13 protein-coding genes are annotated in these 15,789 nt (G+C 68.6%); 8 read left to right on the plus strand and 5 right to left on the minus strand.

Annotated elements, in window-relative coordinates:
* Nucleotides 1–208: 208 nt before the first annotated feature.
* Nucleotides 209–1,714, minus strand: coding sequence for a phosphoglucose isomerase-related protein (locus AC5JJ2_RS24140; protein ID WP_495860604.1), 1,506 nt, complete (start codon nucleotides 1,712–1,714; stop codon nucleotides 209–211).
* A 121-nt stretch (nucleotides 1,715–1,835) separates the two neighbouring features.
* Here AC5JJ2_RS24140 and AC5JJ2_RS24145 point away from each other — a divergent pair, with 121 nt between their 5' ends.
* From AC5JJ2_RS24145 to AC5JJ2_RS24160, 4 genes are all read left to right on the plus strand, one after another.
* A complete protein-coding gene (locus tag AC5JJ2_RS24145) occupies nucleotides 1,836–3,041 on the plus strand; it encodes a 2,3-bisphosphoglycerate-independent phosphoglycerate mutase (protein WP_495860605.1) in 1,206 nt (401 codons plus the stop codon).
* Nucleotides 3,042–3,044: 3 nt separating this feature from the next.
* A complete protein-coding gene (locus AC5JJ2_RS24150) occupies nucleotides 3,045–3,368 on the plus strand; it encodes a flavoredoxin (RefSeq protein WP_495860606.1) in 324 nt (107 codons plus the stop codon).
* Between the two features lie 47 nt (nucleotides 3,369–3,415).
* Nucleotides 3,416–3,706, plus strand: coding sequence for a hypothetical protein (locus tag AC5JJ2_RS24155; RefSeq protein WP_495860607.1), 291 nt, complete (start codon nucleotides 3,416–3,418; stop codon nucleotides 3,704–3,706).
* 66 nt (nucleotides 3,707–3,772) lie between these two features.
* A complete protein-coding gene (locus AC5JJ2_RS24160) occupies nucleotides 3,773–3,985 on the plus strand; it encodes a hypothetical protein (protein ID WP_495860608.1) in 213 nt (70 codons plus the stop codon).
* A gap of 118 nt (nucleotides 3,986–4,103) precedes the next feature.
* Here AC5JJ2_RS24160 and AC5JJ2_RS24165 read toward each other — a convergent pair whose 3' ends face one another.
* From AC5JJ2_RS24165 to AC5JJ2_RS24175, 3 genes are all read right to left on the minus strand, one after another.
* Nucleotides 4,104–4,673 (minus strand): transposase, encoded by a 570-nt coding sequence (locus AC5JJ2_RS24165; protein WP_495860609.1) that lies wholly within the window; start codon nucleotides 4,671–4,673, stop codon nucleotides 4,104–4,106.
* A gap of 118 nt (nucleotides 4,674–4,791) precedes the next feature.
* Nucleotides 4,792–10,479: a protein kinase domain-containing protein gene (locus AC5JJ2_RS24170; RefSeq protein WP_495860610.1), complete on the minus strand. Its 5,688-nt coding sequence runs from the start codon at nucleotides 10,477–10,479 to the stop codon at nucleotides 4,792–4,794.
* 93 nt (nucleotides 10,480–10,572) lie between these two features.
* Entirely contained in the window at nucleotides 10,573–11,142 is a 570-nt protein-coding gene (locus tag AC5JJ2_RS24175) for a Uma2 family endonuclease (RefSeq protein ID WP_495860611.1), read from the minus strand.
* Between the two features lie 268 nt (nucleotides 11,143–11,410).
* Between AC5JJ2_RS24175 and AC5JJ2_RS24180 the strand changes: the two genes are divergently transcribed.
* From AC5JJ2_RS24180 to AC5JJ2_RS24195, 4 genes are all read left to right on the plus strand, one after another.
* Nucleotides 11,411–12,787 carry a di-heme oxidoredictase family protein gene (locus AC5JJ2_RS24180; protein WP_495860612.1) on the plus strand — a complete coding sequence of 459 codons (1,377 nt, stop codon included), beginning with the start codon at nucleotides 11,411–11,413 and terminating at the stop codon, nucleotides 12,785–12,787.
* A 17-nt stretch (nucleotides 12,788–12,804) separates the two neighbouring features.
* Complete coding sequence (locus AC5JJ2_RS24185) at nucleotides 12,805–13,395, plus strand: hypothetical protein (RefSeq protein ID WP_495860613.1); 591 nt, start codon at nucleotides 12,805–12,807, stop codon at nucleotides 13,393–13,395.
* An 18-nt stretch (nucleotides 13,396–13,413) separates the two neighbouring features.
* Entirely contained in the window at nucleotides 13,414–13,710 is a 297-nt protein-coding gene (locus tag AC5JJ2_RS24190; protein ID WP_495860614.1) for a helix-hairpin-helix domain-containing protein, read from the plus strand.
* A gap of 282 nt (nucleotides 13,711–13,992) precedes the next feature.
* On the plus strand, nucleotides 13,993–14,469 hold the full coding sequence (locus AC5JJ2_RS24195) for a methylated-DNA--[protein]-cysteine S-methyltransferase (RefSeq protein WP_495860615.1): 477 nt from the start codon (nucleotides 13,993–13,995) through the stop codon (nucleotides 14,467–14,469).
* A 91-nt stretch (nucleotides 14,470–14,560) separates the two neighbouring features.
* Here AC5JJ2_RS24195 and AC5JJ2_RS24200 read toward each other — a convergent pair whose 3' ends face one another.
* Nucleotides 14,561–15,688 (minus strand): D-TA family PLP-dependent enzyme, encoded by a 1,128-nt coding sequence (locus AC5JJ2_RS24200; RefSeq protein ID WP_495860616.1) that lies wholly within the window; start codon nucleotides 15,686–15,688, stop codon nucleotides 14,561–14,563.
* Between the last annotated feature and the right edge of the window lie 101 nt (nucleotides 15,689–15,789).

Genomic DNA, 15,789 nt, shown 5'->3' on the forward strand with positions numbered 1-15,789 from the left:
CTCACCCCACCCGGTCGGGGCGGTTTTCGGGCGAACGGATTCTTTCCCCCGTCGCGGCCACCCGGCCGTCGGCCCGGCACGGCGAGCGTCGGGGCGTAAGCCCGACGTGGCTATCCGACGGGCGACGAGCTTCCCCCGATCCGAGGACGCCGCCGTGACTCCGCGGCCACGTCGGGCTTACGCCCCGACGCTCGCCGGGGTTCCCCCGTCACATCCCCTTCGCGGCGTCGCGGACCTCGCCCTTCGGCAGGTTCGGCGACGCCTTCAGGATCCGCATCAGGTTCCCCTTGAACGCCTCCACCCCCGGCTGGCCGTAGGGGTTCGTGCCGCACAGGCGGCCCTCCACGGCCGTCGCCAGCATCAGCATCTGGAGCAGCTGCCCCATCGTGTGCTCGCTGATGTTCGGCAGGATGATGTCCGCCGTCGGCCGGGCCGCCTCGTAGTACGCCTCGTTCGTCCCGCGGAACGCCGCCTCCAGCAGGTCCGGGTAGCCCTTGCGGCTGATGCCGTTCAGGTCGTCCTCGTTCCGGTCGGACATGCCGACCATCACCGGCGGGTGCTTGCACGTGCGGACGATCAGGTTGTTGATGAGCTTGTCCCGCGTCCCGTCCTGGTGCTGCTGGCCGCGGCTGTGCAGGTCGCGGCTGCACACGGCCGTCAGCGGCGTCGCCCCGCGGCCGAACTTGCCGAGCGACTCGCCGAGCAGTTGGTCGTACCAGAACCCGACGGCCTCGAGCTTCTTGTTCCACACGTTCATCACGCGGGTCGTCTTGCCGTGCTCCTCCGTCATGACGTGGTTGACGGCCGCGTACAGGAGGACCGGGTTCCGCTCGAACGGCTCTTCGAGGAACCGCTTGGTCATGGCGGCCGCGCCGATGAGCATCGCCCGCACGTCGAGGCCGACGACGGCGGCCGGGAGCAGCCCGACCGGGGTGAACACGCTGTACCGGCCGCCGATGTCGTCCGGGATGGTGAGGATGTCGTCGTCGGCGATGCCGTCGGCCTTCGCCAGGTCGCGGAGCTTGCTCCGCGCCCCGGTGACGGGGACGATCATCTTCCGCAGCCACTCGGACTTCGGCCCGTAGAACCGGGCGGCCTCGGCCCGGAAGGCGCGGAACGCGGCGGCCGTCTCCAGCGTCTCGCCGGACTTGCTGATGACGGCGAACCCCCAGCGTTCCTCGACGAGGTCCAGGTCCACGCAGTTGTGGTCGAACAGCTCGATCAGCTCCTGGACGGAGTCGTTGTCCAGGTTGTTGCCTTCAAAGTAGAGCCGCGGCTTGCCCATCCGCATCTTGGCGGGCATCTCGTTGTGGTGGTTGTGGCAGAGGGCCTCGAACAGGACCTTGCCGGCGAGGTAGCTGCCGCCGACGCCGAGGACGATGAACCGGTCGCAGTTCTCCCGGATGCGGGTGGCGATCCGGTTGAGCTTGCCGAGTTCGCTCTGGTCCCCCTTGCGGCGGAACTGGTCGAGCAGCTTCTGCGGCAGGTCGATGTACCCGACCTGAAGGGGCTGGAGCTTGGCCGGCGGGTTCTGCAGCTCCCGCTCGCTGGCGATCTGCCCGCGGATGGCGTTGAGCTTCGTCCGCATCGGGTCGAGCTTGTCGATGGACAGGAAGTGCTTGGCCTGCAACTCGGCCAGCGGCGTCCACGCGTCGGCCGGCGGCGCGAGCAGGCGGCGGAAGTCGTATTCGATGTTTTCGTCAGGCAGTTGCATCGCGGCGGCTCTCCGGCTTAACGCGCCCCGGCGGGTCGGCCCATCGTCCGTAAGATGAGCCGGGACGTGCCCCTCGGCATCGCAACCTTAGTTCACAATTTCACACGGGAAGCAAAAACGCATGAAGACGCACGAATTGGTCCAGGAATTGCGCGAGAGCAACGGGTCGAAGATCGTGCTGCTGGTGGCCGACGGGCTGGGCGGGCTGCCGCTGACGCCGGGCGGGTTGACGGAGTTGGAAACGGCGAAGACGCCGAATCTCGATGCGTGTGCGAAGGATGGGGTGACGGGGTTGAGTCTGCCGGTGCTGCCGGGCATCACGCCGGGGAGCGGGCCGGGCCACCTCGGGCTGTTCGGGTACGACCCGCTGGAGTACCGCATCGGCCGCGGCATCCTGGAAGCGCTCGGCATCAATTTTCAGGTCACTTCCAAAGACGTGGCGATCCGCGGGAACTTCTGCACGCTCGGCGCGGACGGGAAGATCACCGACCGCCGCGCCGGTCGGCCGACGACCGAGCGGTGCGTCGAGATCGTGAACAAGCTGCGGACGATCAAGGTTCCCGGCTGCGAGCTGTTCGTCGAACCCGTGAAGGAGCACCGGTTCGTGCTGGTCGTCCGCGGCGACGGCCTCGGCGACAAGGTGAACGACACCGACCCGCAGGCGGTCGGCGTGCCGCCGCTTCTCGCGAAGGGGGCGGACGCGGCGGGTCAGAAGACGGCGGACTTCATCAACCAATTCATCGCGAAGGCGAACGAGGTGTTGAAGGCCGACGCGCCGACGAACGGGCTGACGCTCCGCGGGTTCGCGAGTTATCCGCAGATCGTGACGTTCCCGGAGCTGTACGGCCTCCGGTCGGCGGCGATCGCCGTCTACCCGATGTACAAGGGCCTCGCGCGGCTGGTCGGCATGGACATCCTGGACGCCGGCGACACGCTGGAGAGCCAGGTCGCGCGTTTGAAGGCGGCGTGGACCGACTACGACTTCTTCTTCCTGCACTACAAGTACACGGACAGCACGGGCGAGGACGGGAACTTCAACGAGAAGGTGAAGAAGATCGAGGCGCTGGACGCCGCGATTCCGGGGATTCGCGCGCTGAAGCCGGACGTGTTCATCGTGACCGGCGACCACAGCACGCCGAGCAAGATGAAGTCGCACAGCTTCCACCCGGTCCCGACGCTGCTGGCGGCGGACCTAGCCCGGCCGGACGAGGTGACGGAATTCGGCGAGCGGGCGTGCCTCCGCGGCGGCCTCGGCCAGTTCCAGGCGATGCACCTGATGCTGCTGGCGATGGGCCACGCCGGCCGGTTCGGGAAGTACGGGGCGTGACGCATGGCCGAGCCGATTCCCGATGAGGCGATCGTGGTGCGGGGCGGGCGAAATCGCCCCGAGGACATCCGCCGGGGTACGGGAACGCACCCGGCCGGCGCGACGGGCGTGTCGGTCGAGTGCGGGGTCGGCGTCCCGTTGCCGGAACTGGCTTCCGCGGTCCCGCACGCGCAGGTCGGGGTGACGACCGTGGGCGCGATCCGGGCCGCCGGCGGGGACGTGTTACGGACCTCCGGCCGAAGCCCGAACCACGCGACGTTAACCGGCCTCAGCCCGGAGGAGGCGAGCCGGTTGTTGACCCCGACCGTTCCGAACCCGGCCTCGTGACGCGGCCGGCGGTTGTGGGCTTCGGGGTTTCCGGGTAAGGTGAAGTTATGTTTCCACTCGTCTACGCCGACTTCAACAACGCCGACGCCGCCGGACGGGTCCGCCTGAACACGGTCGGCACGGTCGAGGACTTGGGCCGACAGCAACTCGTACTCGCCGAGGGCCTGCGGCTGACGCTCTACACGGACGACGACGACGCGGCCGACGGGCTGCGGGCGGACGCCGTCGTGACCCGCAGCGCCGAGGACGCGGCCTGGGTTGCGGTCGTCGATTGGGCGGCCACGCGGAAGACGCCGCCCGGCCAGGACGCGACACGGGCATACGGCAGGGCCGTGTGACCCGCGATTCCCGACCCTTTGGCATTCCAATCGCAGCTTCCTCCCCTGCCTGTGGAGGAACTCGCGATGGCCGAGAAAACGAAACCGCCGCGGAAGGACGAGGACACGCCCCGGCCGCTCGGCAGCCCTTATGGGCCGCACCCGCACGGGGTGGACGAGGCGGCCGGCGGGGCCGACAGCTCGCCGCTGGACACGGAGCCGACCGGCGACCGGCAGAAGGCCGCGGACGAATCGAAGCCGAAGGCCGGCGACGGGGACCAGGTGAACAGCCCGCGGTAGCCAGTGATTGGCGAGCCGAGCGGCGTAAGCCGCCGGGTTAAGACTTACCCGGCGGCTGACGCCGCTCGGCTCGCCACGTTGTCACTTACCCGGCGGCTGACGCCGCTCGGCTCGCCGGCTATTTGGCTTGCCGGTCGTACTCGTTCAACATGTCTTGCCAGCCGGCCGCCCACCACGTCGCTAACGGCTGCGGCTGCTTCCGCGCCACGTACACCACGGCCGCGCGTACCGCCGCATCGTCCGCGAGCTTCCGCTTCGACCCGTTCGCCGTCCAGAACGTGCCGTTCGGCGGCAGCGGCCGCAGCTTCTTCACCGCCCGCGTGGCCCAGCTCTTGAACAGTTCCAGCACCCGATCCGGGTCCGGGTCGCCGCCGACGCCCACGACGAGATGCACGTGGTTGAACATGACGCTCGCCGCTTCGAGCTTCCACCGGCGGACGCGGGCCGTCTCCTGGAACTGCGCGATCATGGCCTCGGCGTCCGCCCGGTCGAGCGACACCGGCTCGCCGGTCATCCGCTGCCGCACCCACGCTTCGAGCCGCGGAACGTCGGCGACGTAAGGCGTGCCGGGGACGTTGTGGGTGGCGTGGGTTCCGTCCGCGTCGCGGACGTTGCCGACGAACCCGCGGGCGTCGCCGGGCAGCCACGTGCCGTAGCAGGTCCAGGTGAGGAGCCAGTGGCGGTCCATGGAAGCGCCCTTACCCGGTTCCTTACGGAACTCGGCTCGCCAGATCATGCGCCCGGCGAGCCGAGCGGCGTTAGCCGCCGGGTAAGTCGCCGCGACTCCCGGTCCCGCCGCCCGCCGGTCACTTTTTCACCCGGCCGCCGGCCCACTCGATCGTGCAGCCCGGCAGCTTCGCCGCCAGCGCCGTCACGCCCGCTTCCGTCACGGCCGTCTCCTTCACGAACAGGTACCGCAAGCTCGCGGCCCCGGCGAGCTGCGCCAGCCGGGCGTCGTCGAAGTCGCTCACCTTGAACGTCAGCGTGTACAGGCTCGGCAGCCGGGCGATGTGGTCGATCCCCGTCGCCGGGAGCGTACACTTCGTGACCGACAGCGCCCGCAACTTCGGGGCGGGGGCTAGCGCCGCCAGCATGTCGGGCGTCAGCGCCGCGCCGTAGATCGCGAACGTGTCCAGGTCCGGCATCGCGGCGATCCGCTCGCACCCGGCGGGGTCGAGGTCCGGCGTGTCCGACGGGGACAACCGCTTCAGCGGCAAGGCCGTCACCGCCGCCCACCGGTCCCCGCCTTGCAGGTTGAAAATGCGGACCGCGGACAGCGCCTTCAGTTCCGTCAGCCGCCGCAGCATCGCGGCCGGGACGGACTGGCCGTTCGTGAGGTGGATGGCGGTCAGGTTCGGGAATTGACGAAACGTCTCGAACCAACTGTTGGTCAACGGCACGGCCAGTTCGAATTGCTGGATGGACTCCCAGGACGCGATTGCAGCCCACTTCACGGCGTGGGCGTTGCTCAGCTCGATCCGCGACGCGGTGTCCACCAGCGCCGTCAGTTTCGTGAGCGGCGCGACGGCCGGCAGCAGCACCTCGTCCGCATACGTTTTCGGCAGACCGTTGGAAACGTTGATCCGGATCGCGACGATCGCGAACGCCCCGGCCGGGACCGGGCTGCCGACCTTCAGCGTCGTCTTCGCGGCGGCCCCGGCCGGCACGATGTCCAGGTCGGCCACCGGCAGCAGCTTCTCGGCGGCCGCCCGGTCCGCGTCGGCGACGAGTCGTCGTTCGAGGATGACGCCGTTGCTCGCAACCTGGCAATCCGGCAGCGCCTGCTGAAACGCCTTCGCGGCTTCGGCCGTCACCTTCGTCCCGCCGACGTTGAGGGTGCGAAGGTACTTGAGTTCCTTCAAGTGCTCCAACCCCGCGTCCGTCACCGGGACGGCGTACAGGCCCAGGACCCGGAGGGCTTTGAGGTCCTTCAGGTGCTTCATGCCGTCGTCCGTCAACGGCAGGCGGCCGAGGTCGAGGCGGGTCAGGGACGGGAAGCCCTTGAGCTTCTCCAGGCCGGCGTCCGTGACCTGCGTGCCACCGAGGACGAGTACGTGTAGGCCGTCGAGCGGTTGCAATCGTTGGAGGTCCGCGTCCGACACGGGCCGGTTGCTCAGGTGGACGAACGTGAGGGTGAACCGGTCCGCCGGCAGGTCGGCGGCGGCCTTGATGTCCTGCGACTGGCCGAGGACGCGGACGTACCCGCCCCGCTCGATCACCCACGCGGCGGCGGCGCGGTCCGGGTCGGCGGCGGGGGCATCGTCGGCCGGGGCCGTGGCGGTGTCGAATTTGCTGGCCAGCGTCACGTCGGGGCGGGCGACCTTGAACTTCCTCACGCCGTCGGCGGTGACGCCCGTGTCTCGCACGTCCAGTTTCGTGAGCGATTTGGCGTTCGCGAACTGCAATAACTTGGTGTCGTCGAATTGCTTGGTCTTGATCTCCACCTCTTTCGGCCTCTCGCCGTTGCCGAGGTGCTGGTAGCCCGTCTCCGGGATCGGGTCCTTCAGCCCCAGCAACAGGCGCTGCAGGGACGGGCATTTCCCGAGCGTTTCGAGGCCGGCCGCGGTCAGCCTTCCGTCGTAGATCGCCAGGTAGGTCAGTGTCTTCATGGCCGCGATTTGTCGAAGGACGGCGTCGTCGAACAACCCCGAGGTCGTGAGACTCAGTTGTTCCAGCGGCAGGGAGGTCAGGACGGCCCAACCCGGCGAGGGTTTGCCCGGATAAGAATGGAGGTACAAGTGCGTGAGGGACGAAAGTTCACGCACCCGAATGAGCACGTCGTCCGTGGCCCCCTTCGTCTGGAACATGACGGCCGACAACTTCGGAAACGTCTTCAAAACGTCGATCCACGAATCGCTCAACGGGAATCGCGTGTGCAACTTCTGCATCGACCCGCGGCACGCCAGCCCGGCGAAGGTCTTCGGGTTCAGGTCACGGAAGTCGATGGCGGCGAGAGGGTCGTAAATTGCCTCCAAATGTTCGAGCGGCAACAGTGCGGGAATCAACTCCTTCTGAACGAAATCGCCGCCGAAATCGTGCCCCGCCTTGGGGAAGTACAGTCTGATCAGCACGAACGACTCGGCCGGCAGCGGGGCCGTGGCCGGGATCGTCTTTACGACACCCGCGGCCGTCCGCACCGTGATCGAGGTGAAGTGCGGCCGCAGTTTCTCCGCCGCCGCGCGGTCCGGGTCGGCGGCCGGGATCGGGGCCGCGGCGTTGTCGAAGTCGCTCGTCACCGTCACGTCCGGCCGGGCCTTGCGGAACGCCGTAACGCCGGCGGCCGTCACGCCGCTCTTGCCGACGTTCAACACCTTCAGCGTCTTGAGGTCGGCGAGTTTGAGCAGCCCGGCGTCGGTGAACTTCTCGCCGCCGAGGCCGAACTGCTCCAGGCCCTCGAACGCGACCAGCCGGGCCGCGTCCGCGTCCGCGTATCGAAGGCCGAGGCTCATGATCTTGAGCCGTTTCAGTTTCACGAGGCTGTCCAGGCACTTCGTCGTGAGGCCCGGCCGGTCGTGGGCCGACAGGAACAGCGACGACAGCTCGGACAACCCTTCGAGATGCTTGACGCCGGCGTCGGTGGCGTTCGGCGACGCCAGGCTGAAGGATTGGAGTTGCTTCAACTCGCCGACGTGCTTCAAGCCCGCGTCGGAGACGAAACTCCCGCTGAGGTCCAGGTGCGACAGCTTCGGGAGCGCCTTCAGCCGGGCGAGGTCGGCGTCCGCGAACGCCTCGCCCAGCGGCAGGAACAGCCTCTCGACGGGCAGCCCCTTGAGCGCGTCCAGGCCCGGCCCCTTCAGCCGACCGCACGGGCCGAGGCCGAGTGCCCGTAAGTTCGGCAGCATGGCGAACGGCTTGAACCCGTCGTCCGTCAGCTCGTTCGTCCCGCGGATCGTGACGGCGGTGAGCCGCTTCCAGCCGGGGAGGGCCGCGAGACGGGCCAGGGAGGCGTCCGTTAGCGGATGGGTCACCTCAAGGTCGTCGAGTTCGTCCAGCCCGAGCAAGGGGTCGATCTCGGCGTCGGTCAGAACGCGATCGACCGGCAACCGGAGCGCCTTGCACTTGAACGGCGTCGCCGGGAGCTTGGACGCGTCCGCATTGATCCAGGGGAGGCCGTCGATTTGCACGTCGCCGCGGTTGCGGAGGACGAACTCCGCCGCCGCGCGGTCCGGGTCGGCGAGGGCGAACAGTTGCCCCTCGAGTTTCACGTCCGGCCGGGCGGCCTTGAACGTCCGCACGCCCTCGGCGGTGACGCGACTGCCGGTCGTGCAGGCCCATTCCAGCGTCTTGATCGCGGCGAGGGATTGCAGCCCCGCGTCGCCGAACTCGCCGGGTTGGTCGAGATTAACCATCCGGAGCTTCGCCATGCCGAGCAACGGCTTCAAGTCAGCGTCTCGAACGGGGATGTTGGCCAGGAAGATCTCCGCGAGATTCGGAATGCCGCTGACCACGCCCAACGCGGCCCCCGTCAACCTGCCTACTCTCCCTTGGGGGTTCCCCAGTGACAATCTGGGCAACGTGGCGTGCTTCTGGAGCGGCTGAAGTCCGGCGTCCGAAAGGCGGTCCGAGACAAGGTAGAGATTGTCCAGGGCCGAGAGTTCGGCGATGTGCTTGACGCCGCTGTCCGTGAGGCCGCTCCCATCGAGGGCCAAACTCGTAAGGTTCGGCAGTTTTCCGAGATATTTCAGGTTGTCGTCCTGGAATGCGTCGGTCAATCGGGACAACCCCAGTTGCTTTAGCCCCCAGCCTTCCCAGGCTTTCAGCCCCGCGCCCGTGAAGCGACCGTTGCTCAGCGCGAGGTCGTCGAGCTGAGGGAAGTCGCGGAGTTGCTTCAACCCTGCGTCCGTCAGCGCCGCGGCGTTGGCTTGCAACGCGATCAAAGATTTCGCCGCAGGCAGCTTGGCCAACCGCGCCAGGTTCGCCTCGGTGAGGGGGTAGTTGATGGACAGGTTCGCGAGACCGTCGGCCGCCAAGAGCATGTCCGCCTCCGCGTCGCTCAGTTCGCGACCAGGCAGGTAAATTCGGACGCATTGGAACGGCCCCGGAGGCAACTCGGCGGCCTGCGTCGGGTCGTACTGCCGCTCGCCGATCGTGACCGCGCCGCCGTTCGCTAGCACGAACTCCGCGGCCTTCCGGTCGGCGTCCATCACCGGCGACTTGGCCGCGGCCGCCTTCCGCGGGCCGACGGTCGCGACCGTCTTGCCGCCGTCCTTCACCTCGACCTTCGACCCGTCCGGCACTTCCACCGTCGTCTTCGACCCGTCCTTGTTCGTGATGATGATCGTGATGCCGCCGACGAGCAGCAGGAACGCGAACAGCCCGCCGCCGAGGAGCAGCTTCGTGTTCGCCGGCTTCGTCGGCCCGGCCGCGGCCGGTTTCGGCAGCCGCACCGTCGGGGCAGCTTCGTCGTCGAGTTCGCCCCACACCTGCGGGGCCGATTCTTGAAGGGGAATCGCCACCAGCGGCTGCGACGTGGCGACCGTCTTCGACACGTCGGCCAGCTTCTTCTCGATGGCCGCGAGTTCCTGCAGCGCCGCCTTCGCGTTCGCCGGGCGGCCGGCCGGGTCCTTCGCCAACAGCCGGTCGAGGAACGCGGAATACTCCGCCGGCACGTCCGGGCGGACGGTCGCCACCGGCGGCTGCGTCTCGAACCCGACCGCGCCGAGCGTGGCCATGAGCGAGTCGCGGGTGAACGGGTTCTTTCCGGCCAGCAGCGTGTAGAACACGACGCCGACGCTGAACAGGTCGGCCCGCGGATCGACCGGCTTGCCGTGCGCCTGCTCCGGGGCCATGTACGCCGGCGTGCCGACGACCGCCCCCTCCTGCGTCAGTTGCGCGTCGCCGTCGTTGCCGCGGGTCAGGCCGAAGTCGAGGATTTTGATCCGCGACGTGCCCTTCTCGATCCACAGGTTCGCCGGCTTGATGTCCCGGTGGATCAGCCCCTTCTCGTGGGCGACGGCCAGCCCGCGGAGCGTGTCGCGGACGACTCGGAGGGCGTGTTGCAGCGGGACGGCTTTCTTCTGCCCCTTGATCCACTCGTCGAGCGGCAGCCCTTCGAGGAACTCCATCGCCAGGTACGGGACGCCGTTGGCCGTGCCGACGCCGTAGACGGTGATGATGTGGTCGCTCTTGAGGCCGGCCGCCGCCCGCCCCTCGCGGAGGAACCGGTCCGCCGCCTGCGGCTTCGCCGCGACCTCCGGCCGCATGACCTTCAGCGCGACGGACCGCTTGAGGACGGTATCCTCGCCGCGGAAGACGAACCCCATGCCACCTTCGCCGAGCTTCTTCAGCACGCGGTAGTCGCCGAGCCGGCCGAGTTCGTCGGCGGCCTGCGGCGGGGACAGGAACGGGAACTCCGGGACGCCGCCGGGCGGGGGCGTGCCGAACGTCGGGCTGGTGGCGTCGGCGGAGAACTCTTGCGTCTGCGGCGGGTCGCCCTGGACGCGGGTGCGGTTGTCGCCGCCGGGGAGGGACGGGTTCGGGCGCGGCGTAGCCATCGGGGACCCCTGGGCGGGTGGTATGAGGAACTTAAGTGTATCTCAGAATTGCGTGCCCCGCCACGGAGAAGGGTCGGCCGAACGCGACGGCCCTCACTCGAAGAACTTGCGGACGACGACCGCGAAGCCGGGGAGAACCTCCGGGACGGTGACTTCCTGCTCGGCGGTGAAAATCTTCTGCAACTCGTCCCGGCGGTAGACGGACGCCGTCCGCGAGTCCGCGTCGAGGACGAGGACGGCCCGCACCCCGACCTTCAGGTAGTCGCCGATCTTGCCGAAGACTTGCGACCACGTGTTCGACGGCGAACGGATTTCGACCGTCAGGTCCGGGACGAGGTCCGTCACGCCGTCCGGCGCGGGGCCGGCCGGCAGCCGGTCGAAGGTGAAGAAGCACAGGTCCGGCCCGCGCATCCGGTCCGGGTCGCGGTGGATGAGGATGTGCGAATCGTTCGACATCGTTTGGCCGAGGTTGTTGGCCTCGACGAAGTTGCCGATCAACCGGATCGCCTTCGCGCAAACCTGTCCGTGACGAAGTGAGGGCATCCCTTTCTCCACGAGAACGCCGTCGATCAGTTCCTCGTAGTCCTCGCAGTAGTCCCGAAGGAATTCCTCGGCCGTGACGAGGCGGCCGGTCGGTTTGGGTGGAAGTCGAGATGCGGTCATGGCTGCTCCCGCGATGCGTTGCCTCAAGTTACCCGACCCGTCCGACGACCGCCAACCCGAATCCCGGTGGCTGACTTCCGAAGTCCGGCTTCGACTTCGGAAGTCGAATGGGGCCAGCACCGACGGGAGGGAGGAACGCCCCCGCGCGGGATCGACTTCCGAAGTCGAAGCCGGACTTCGGAAGTCGGGCCTCTCGCTTGCACCCGGTTTCCCGCGGCGGTACGATCTACTTCACACATCCCCCGTCGGTCTCGGAACGGAGATTCGCATGGCCACCGCCAAGAAGGACAAGCCCCGGATGTCGCTCCGCGACCAGCGGCGGGTCGTCGGCATCGCCGCGGCCGTCGTCCTCGCCGTCGTCTTCTACTGGCAGTTCCTCTCCGACGGGCTGCCCGTGTGGTGGGGGCCGACCGCGTCGGCCGCGGACAAGGCGGCCGGCCGGGAGCTGTTCGAGCACGAGTGGGCGGCCAACGACCCGAAGGCCCACGGCGACGGCCTCGGGCCGGTGTTCAACGCGAAGTCGTGCGTGTTCTGCCACTTCCAGGGCGGCGTCGGCGGCGGCGGCGAGGTCGCCCACAACGCCACGCACTACGAAATCCTGCCGCGGCCGGACAAGAACGAGTACATGGTCGGCGTGCTGCACGACCAGAGCGTCACGTCCGAGGACCGCGAGTCGCTGAAGCGGCTGCAGATGATGTACCCGGTCGAGAAGCCGCGGCCGGCCCCGCCGTCGCTGGAGATCGGCGGACACTGCAGCTACATGGCCCCGCCGACGCCGCCGTTCGACCCGGTGCGGACGCACGACGTGCAGTCCACGGCCCTCTTCGGCATCGGCTGGCTGGACCGCATCTCGCCGAAGGCCATCGCCGCGAACCACCGCCGCCGCAGCGTCAGCACCACGTTCCAGGAACTGAAGTTGAACTTCGAGCAAATTCCGGTCGGCCGACTGCCGGCGGTGGCGGACGGCCGGGTCGGGAAGTTCGGGTGGAAGGGGAACTTCGCCACGCTGGAGGAGTTCGTGGCCGCCGCGTGCGCGAACGAACTCGGCCTCGGCACGCCGTACAGCGCGCAGGCGAAGCCGTTCCACAAGCCGGACGCGGCGGACGCGAAGCCGGACCTGGACCGCCGGCAGTTCCGCGAGCTGATGGCGTTCGTGGACACGCTGCCGCGGCCGGTGGAAGTTTCCGATTCGACGAGCGAGCAAGGGAAGCAGGTCTTCAAGGACGTGGGCTGCGCGGCCTGCCACGTCCCGGACCTGGGCGGCGTGGCGGGCGTGTACAGCGACTTCCTGTTGTACGCGCTGGAGGAGCCGAACGCGAGCGGGACGTTCGACCGGTACGGCCCGTCGCCGCCGGACGGGTCGGGCCGGCCGGGCCACGTCCCGGACCCGCAGCAGTGGAAGACGCCGCCGCTGTGGGGCGTGGCCGACTCCGCGCCTTATATGCACGACGGCAGCGCCCCGACGTTGGCGGCGGCGATCCAGGCGCACCGCGGCGACGCGAAGGGCGTGCTGGCCGCGTACCAGAAGCTGCCGGCCGGCGACCAGGCGGCGGTGGTGAAGTTCCTGGAATCGCTGAAGGCCCCGCCGGACGCGATCCCGGTGGCGACGAAGTCGAGCAAGCACCGCCGGCTGGCGCAGCGATGATTCCTACGAGGCAAGTCATGCGAGCGACAGCGGCGAACGCGCTCGTTCTCTTCGCGCTGGCCGGCTGCCATCGCGTGGAGGAACCGGCCGGAGAGACGGACCCCACGGGCGGTTTCTATCACGTCGGCAGTCGGGTCGAAGACCGGCGTGCCCTTGGCGGGTTCGGCAAGAGTGACAACTACCCACGCACCTTGACCGATCAGCCATGGGGCGAAAAGGAGACCGTGTCCGTCGTCGCCTTCCCGGACGAACCGGCCGACTACTTCGGGCAGCCCGGCATGACGGTCCGCGTCGTCAACCGGACGGCCGGCGAAGTGGCATTTGACGCCTACGACTCGAAGCTCTTCCTCGTCCGGGAAGCCCGTGACACCAATGGTGAGTGGCGGGAAATCGAATTTCAGCCCGACTCCGGTTGCGGCAACGGCTACCACCGCGTCTTTCTTCGACCCGATGAATACTGGCAGTTCCCGGCCCGTGTTTACACGGGGGCGATCCAGACGCGGCTGCGATTCCGCCTCGACCTCGAACGCCGACCAGACGCGATGACGTCCATTTTCTCCGCCGAGTTCGATGGGGCGGTCAGCGCGGCGCAGTTCTTGAATCGATAACGTCAACCGGGATTGGGCATGGCTCGCACGCCGACGAAGGGGCAGCGCAACCCGACGGCGCTTCGGCAGCTCGTGAACGTCGGGCCGGACATGGAGGCGACGCTGCGGCTGATCGGCGTCCATCACCCCGACGACCTGAAGGGCCGCGACCCGTACCGGATGTACGCGGACCTCACGCGGGTCAGCGGCGCGCCGCATGACCCGTGCGTGCTGGACGTGTTCATCAGTGTGGTGCGGTTCATGGACGGCGGCCCGCCGACCCCGTGGTGGCACTTCACCGCCGAGCGGAAGCAGGAGTTGGCGCGGCGGGCCTGAAAGTGGGGCACTCGCTCCGCGAGTGCCGAAGGGGTGACTCTTTCCCGTCGCAATTGCCGTTCGTGGTCGGACGTGCCGCCCGGCACTCGCGGAGCGAGTGCCCCACTTTCACCCGAAGGACCTCGCCAGAACTTCGTCCGCCGTCATCGTCGGTTCGGCTGCCGCGGTTGTGCTCACGGGTCGGCCTCCTTCGCGGATAAACTACCCCGAACGCCGCGGGAACTCCACCCCGGTCCGGCAATTTAATATGATGATTTGAACACTACCAAACGGGCGAACACCATGCGCACCGCGACCCGCACGCTCTACGACACTTTCCCCACGCCGCTCGGCGACATCCTCCTCACCGGCGACGGCGACACGCTCGCCGGGCTGACGTTCGCCGGGACGCCGACGCCGGACATGGTGCGGGACAAGGCCGCGCTCAAGGAACCGCTCCGGCAGCTCCGGGCGTACCTCGCGGGCGAACTCAAGACCTTCGAGTTGGCGCTGAAGCAAACCGGCACGCCGTTCCAGGAGCGCGTGTGGGGGGAACTGTGCGCCATCCCCTACGGGGAGACGATCTCCTACGCGGAACTCGCGCGGCGGATCGGGCAGCCGACGGCGTCGCGGGCCGTCGGGTCGGCGAACGGGCGGAACCAGATCGCGGTGATCGTGCCGTGCCACCGCGTCATCGCGGCCGACGGGACGCTCGGCGGGTACGGCGGCGAGCTGTGGCGGAAGGAGTGGCTGCTGAAACTCGAAGGGGTGGAACTGTAGGTCGCGACCACACGATATAGCCGCCGGCTTGCCGGCGGGGTTTTGCGACTCCCAAAACCCCGCCGGCAAGCCGGCGGCTATATAAATTTGTTCACACCGTCAGCACCCGGTCCCGCGCCGTCACCGCCCACTTCCCGACGACGCGGTTGTCCTCCGCGACGAGCACCTCGCGGTGCAGCGCGACCGTCGGGCAGACGTGCGACGGGATCGCGTACACCACGTCCCCCGGCGAGTACCGGTCCGCCTCGGCCGTCTCGACGACCAGGTGCTCCTCGCTGTGCGTCACGATCGTGTAGTCCGGGAAGTCCAGCAGGTACACCCGCTTCGGCATCGGCGGGTCGGCCGCCACCGACTTGTTCCCCAGGTCCAGCGTCACCCGGTTCGGCGTCGGCCGGCTCACCACCCGCGTCACCAGCACCGCCGCCGGCGTGATCCCCAGGTCCGGGTACTTCGACCCGTAGCCCAGGTCGTGGAGCACGTAGGTTCCGGGCGAACACTCCAGCCCCGGCACGTCGCGGATGGCGGCGTAGGCCGGGAACCCCGGCGTCCCGCCGGCCACGATCCGCGGGACCGGCCGGCCGGCCCGCTCGTGCTCCTCCCGCATCCCCAGCACCTTCGAGAGCGTCGAGCGGGCCGCGTTCTGCCGGTCGGCCGGCGGCTCGGCGTTGTTGTGCCCGTCGTAGGCGTGGAACCCGCCGGGCCGGGTGTGCGGGCCGGCCGCGATCTTCGCGTACAGCGCGTCGGCCGCCTCCCCGAGCGGCACGCCGGTCCGGTTCATCCCGACGTTCAGGTCGATCAGCACGTCGATGGTCTGCCCGGCCGTGGCGAGCGCGTCCGTCAGCTGCGCGAGGTGGTTCGGGTGATCGACGATGGACGAGAACGCCGTGCAAGGGAACTTCGCGATTAGCTTCGTCAGCCGGTGGACGTTCGGCCCGATGAGCGGGTAGGAGATGAGCACGTCCGGCGCGCCGGCGGCCGCGAGCATCTCGGCCTCGGCGACGGTGGCGCACTTGTGCTTCGTGACGCCGGCGAGCAGTTGCATCTGCACGACCTCGGCCGTCTTGTGCGTCTTGACGTGCGGCCGCAGCCGGTCCGGCCCGCCGGCCGCGGCGATGACGGTGCGGATGTTCTGGGCGATCAGCTTCGGGTGGAAGACGAGGGCCGGGGAGAAGACCTCCGCGACGTTCGCGAGCAGGTACGCCGGGTGAAGTGCGTGCATGGGGTTGGTTCACGATGGTGGGTCGGGCGGCGACGTGGCTTTCTTCTTATTCCCTCCCCCCTTGGGGGGGAGGGTTAGGGAGGGGGGTGAGCTTCCTCCCG

This window comes from Limnoglobus sp. (assembly GCF_059499385.1).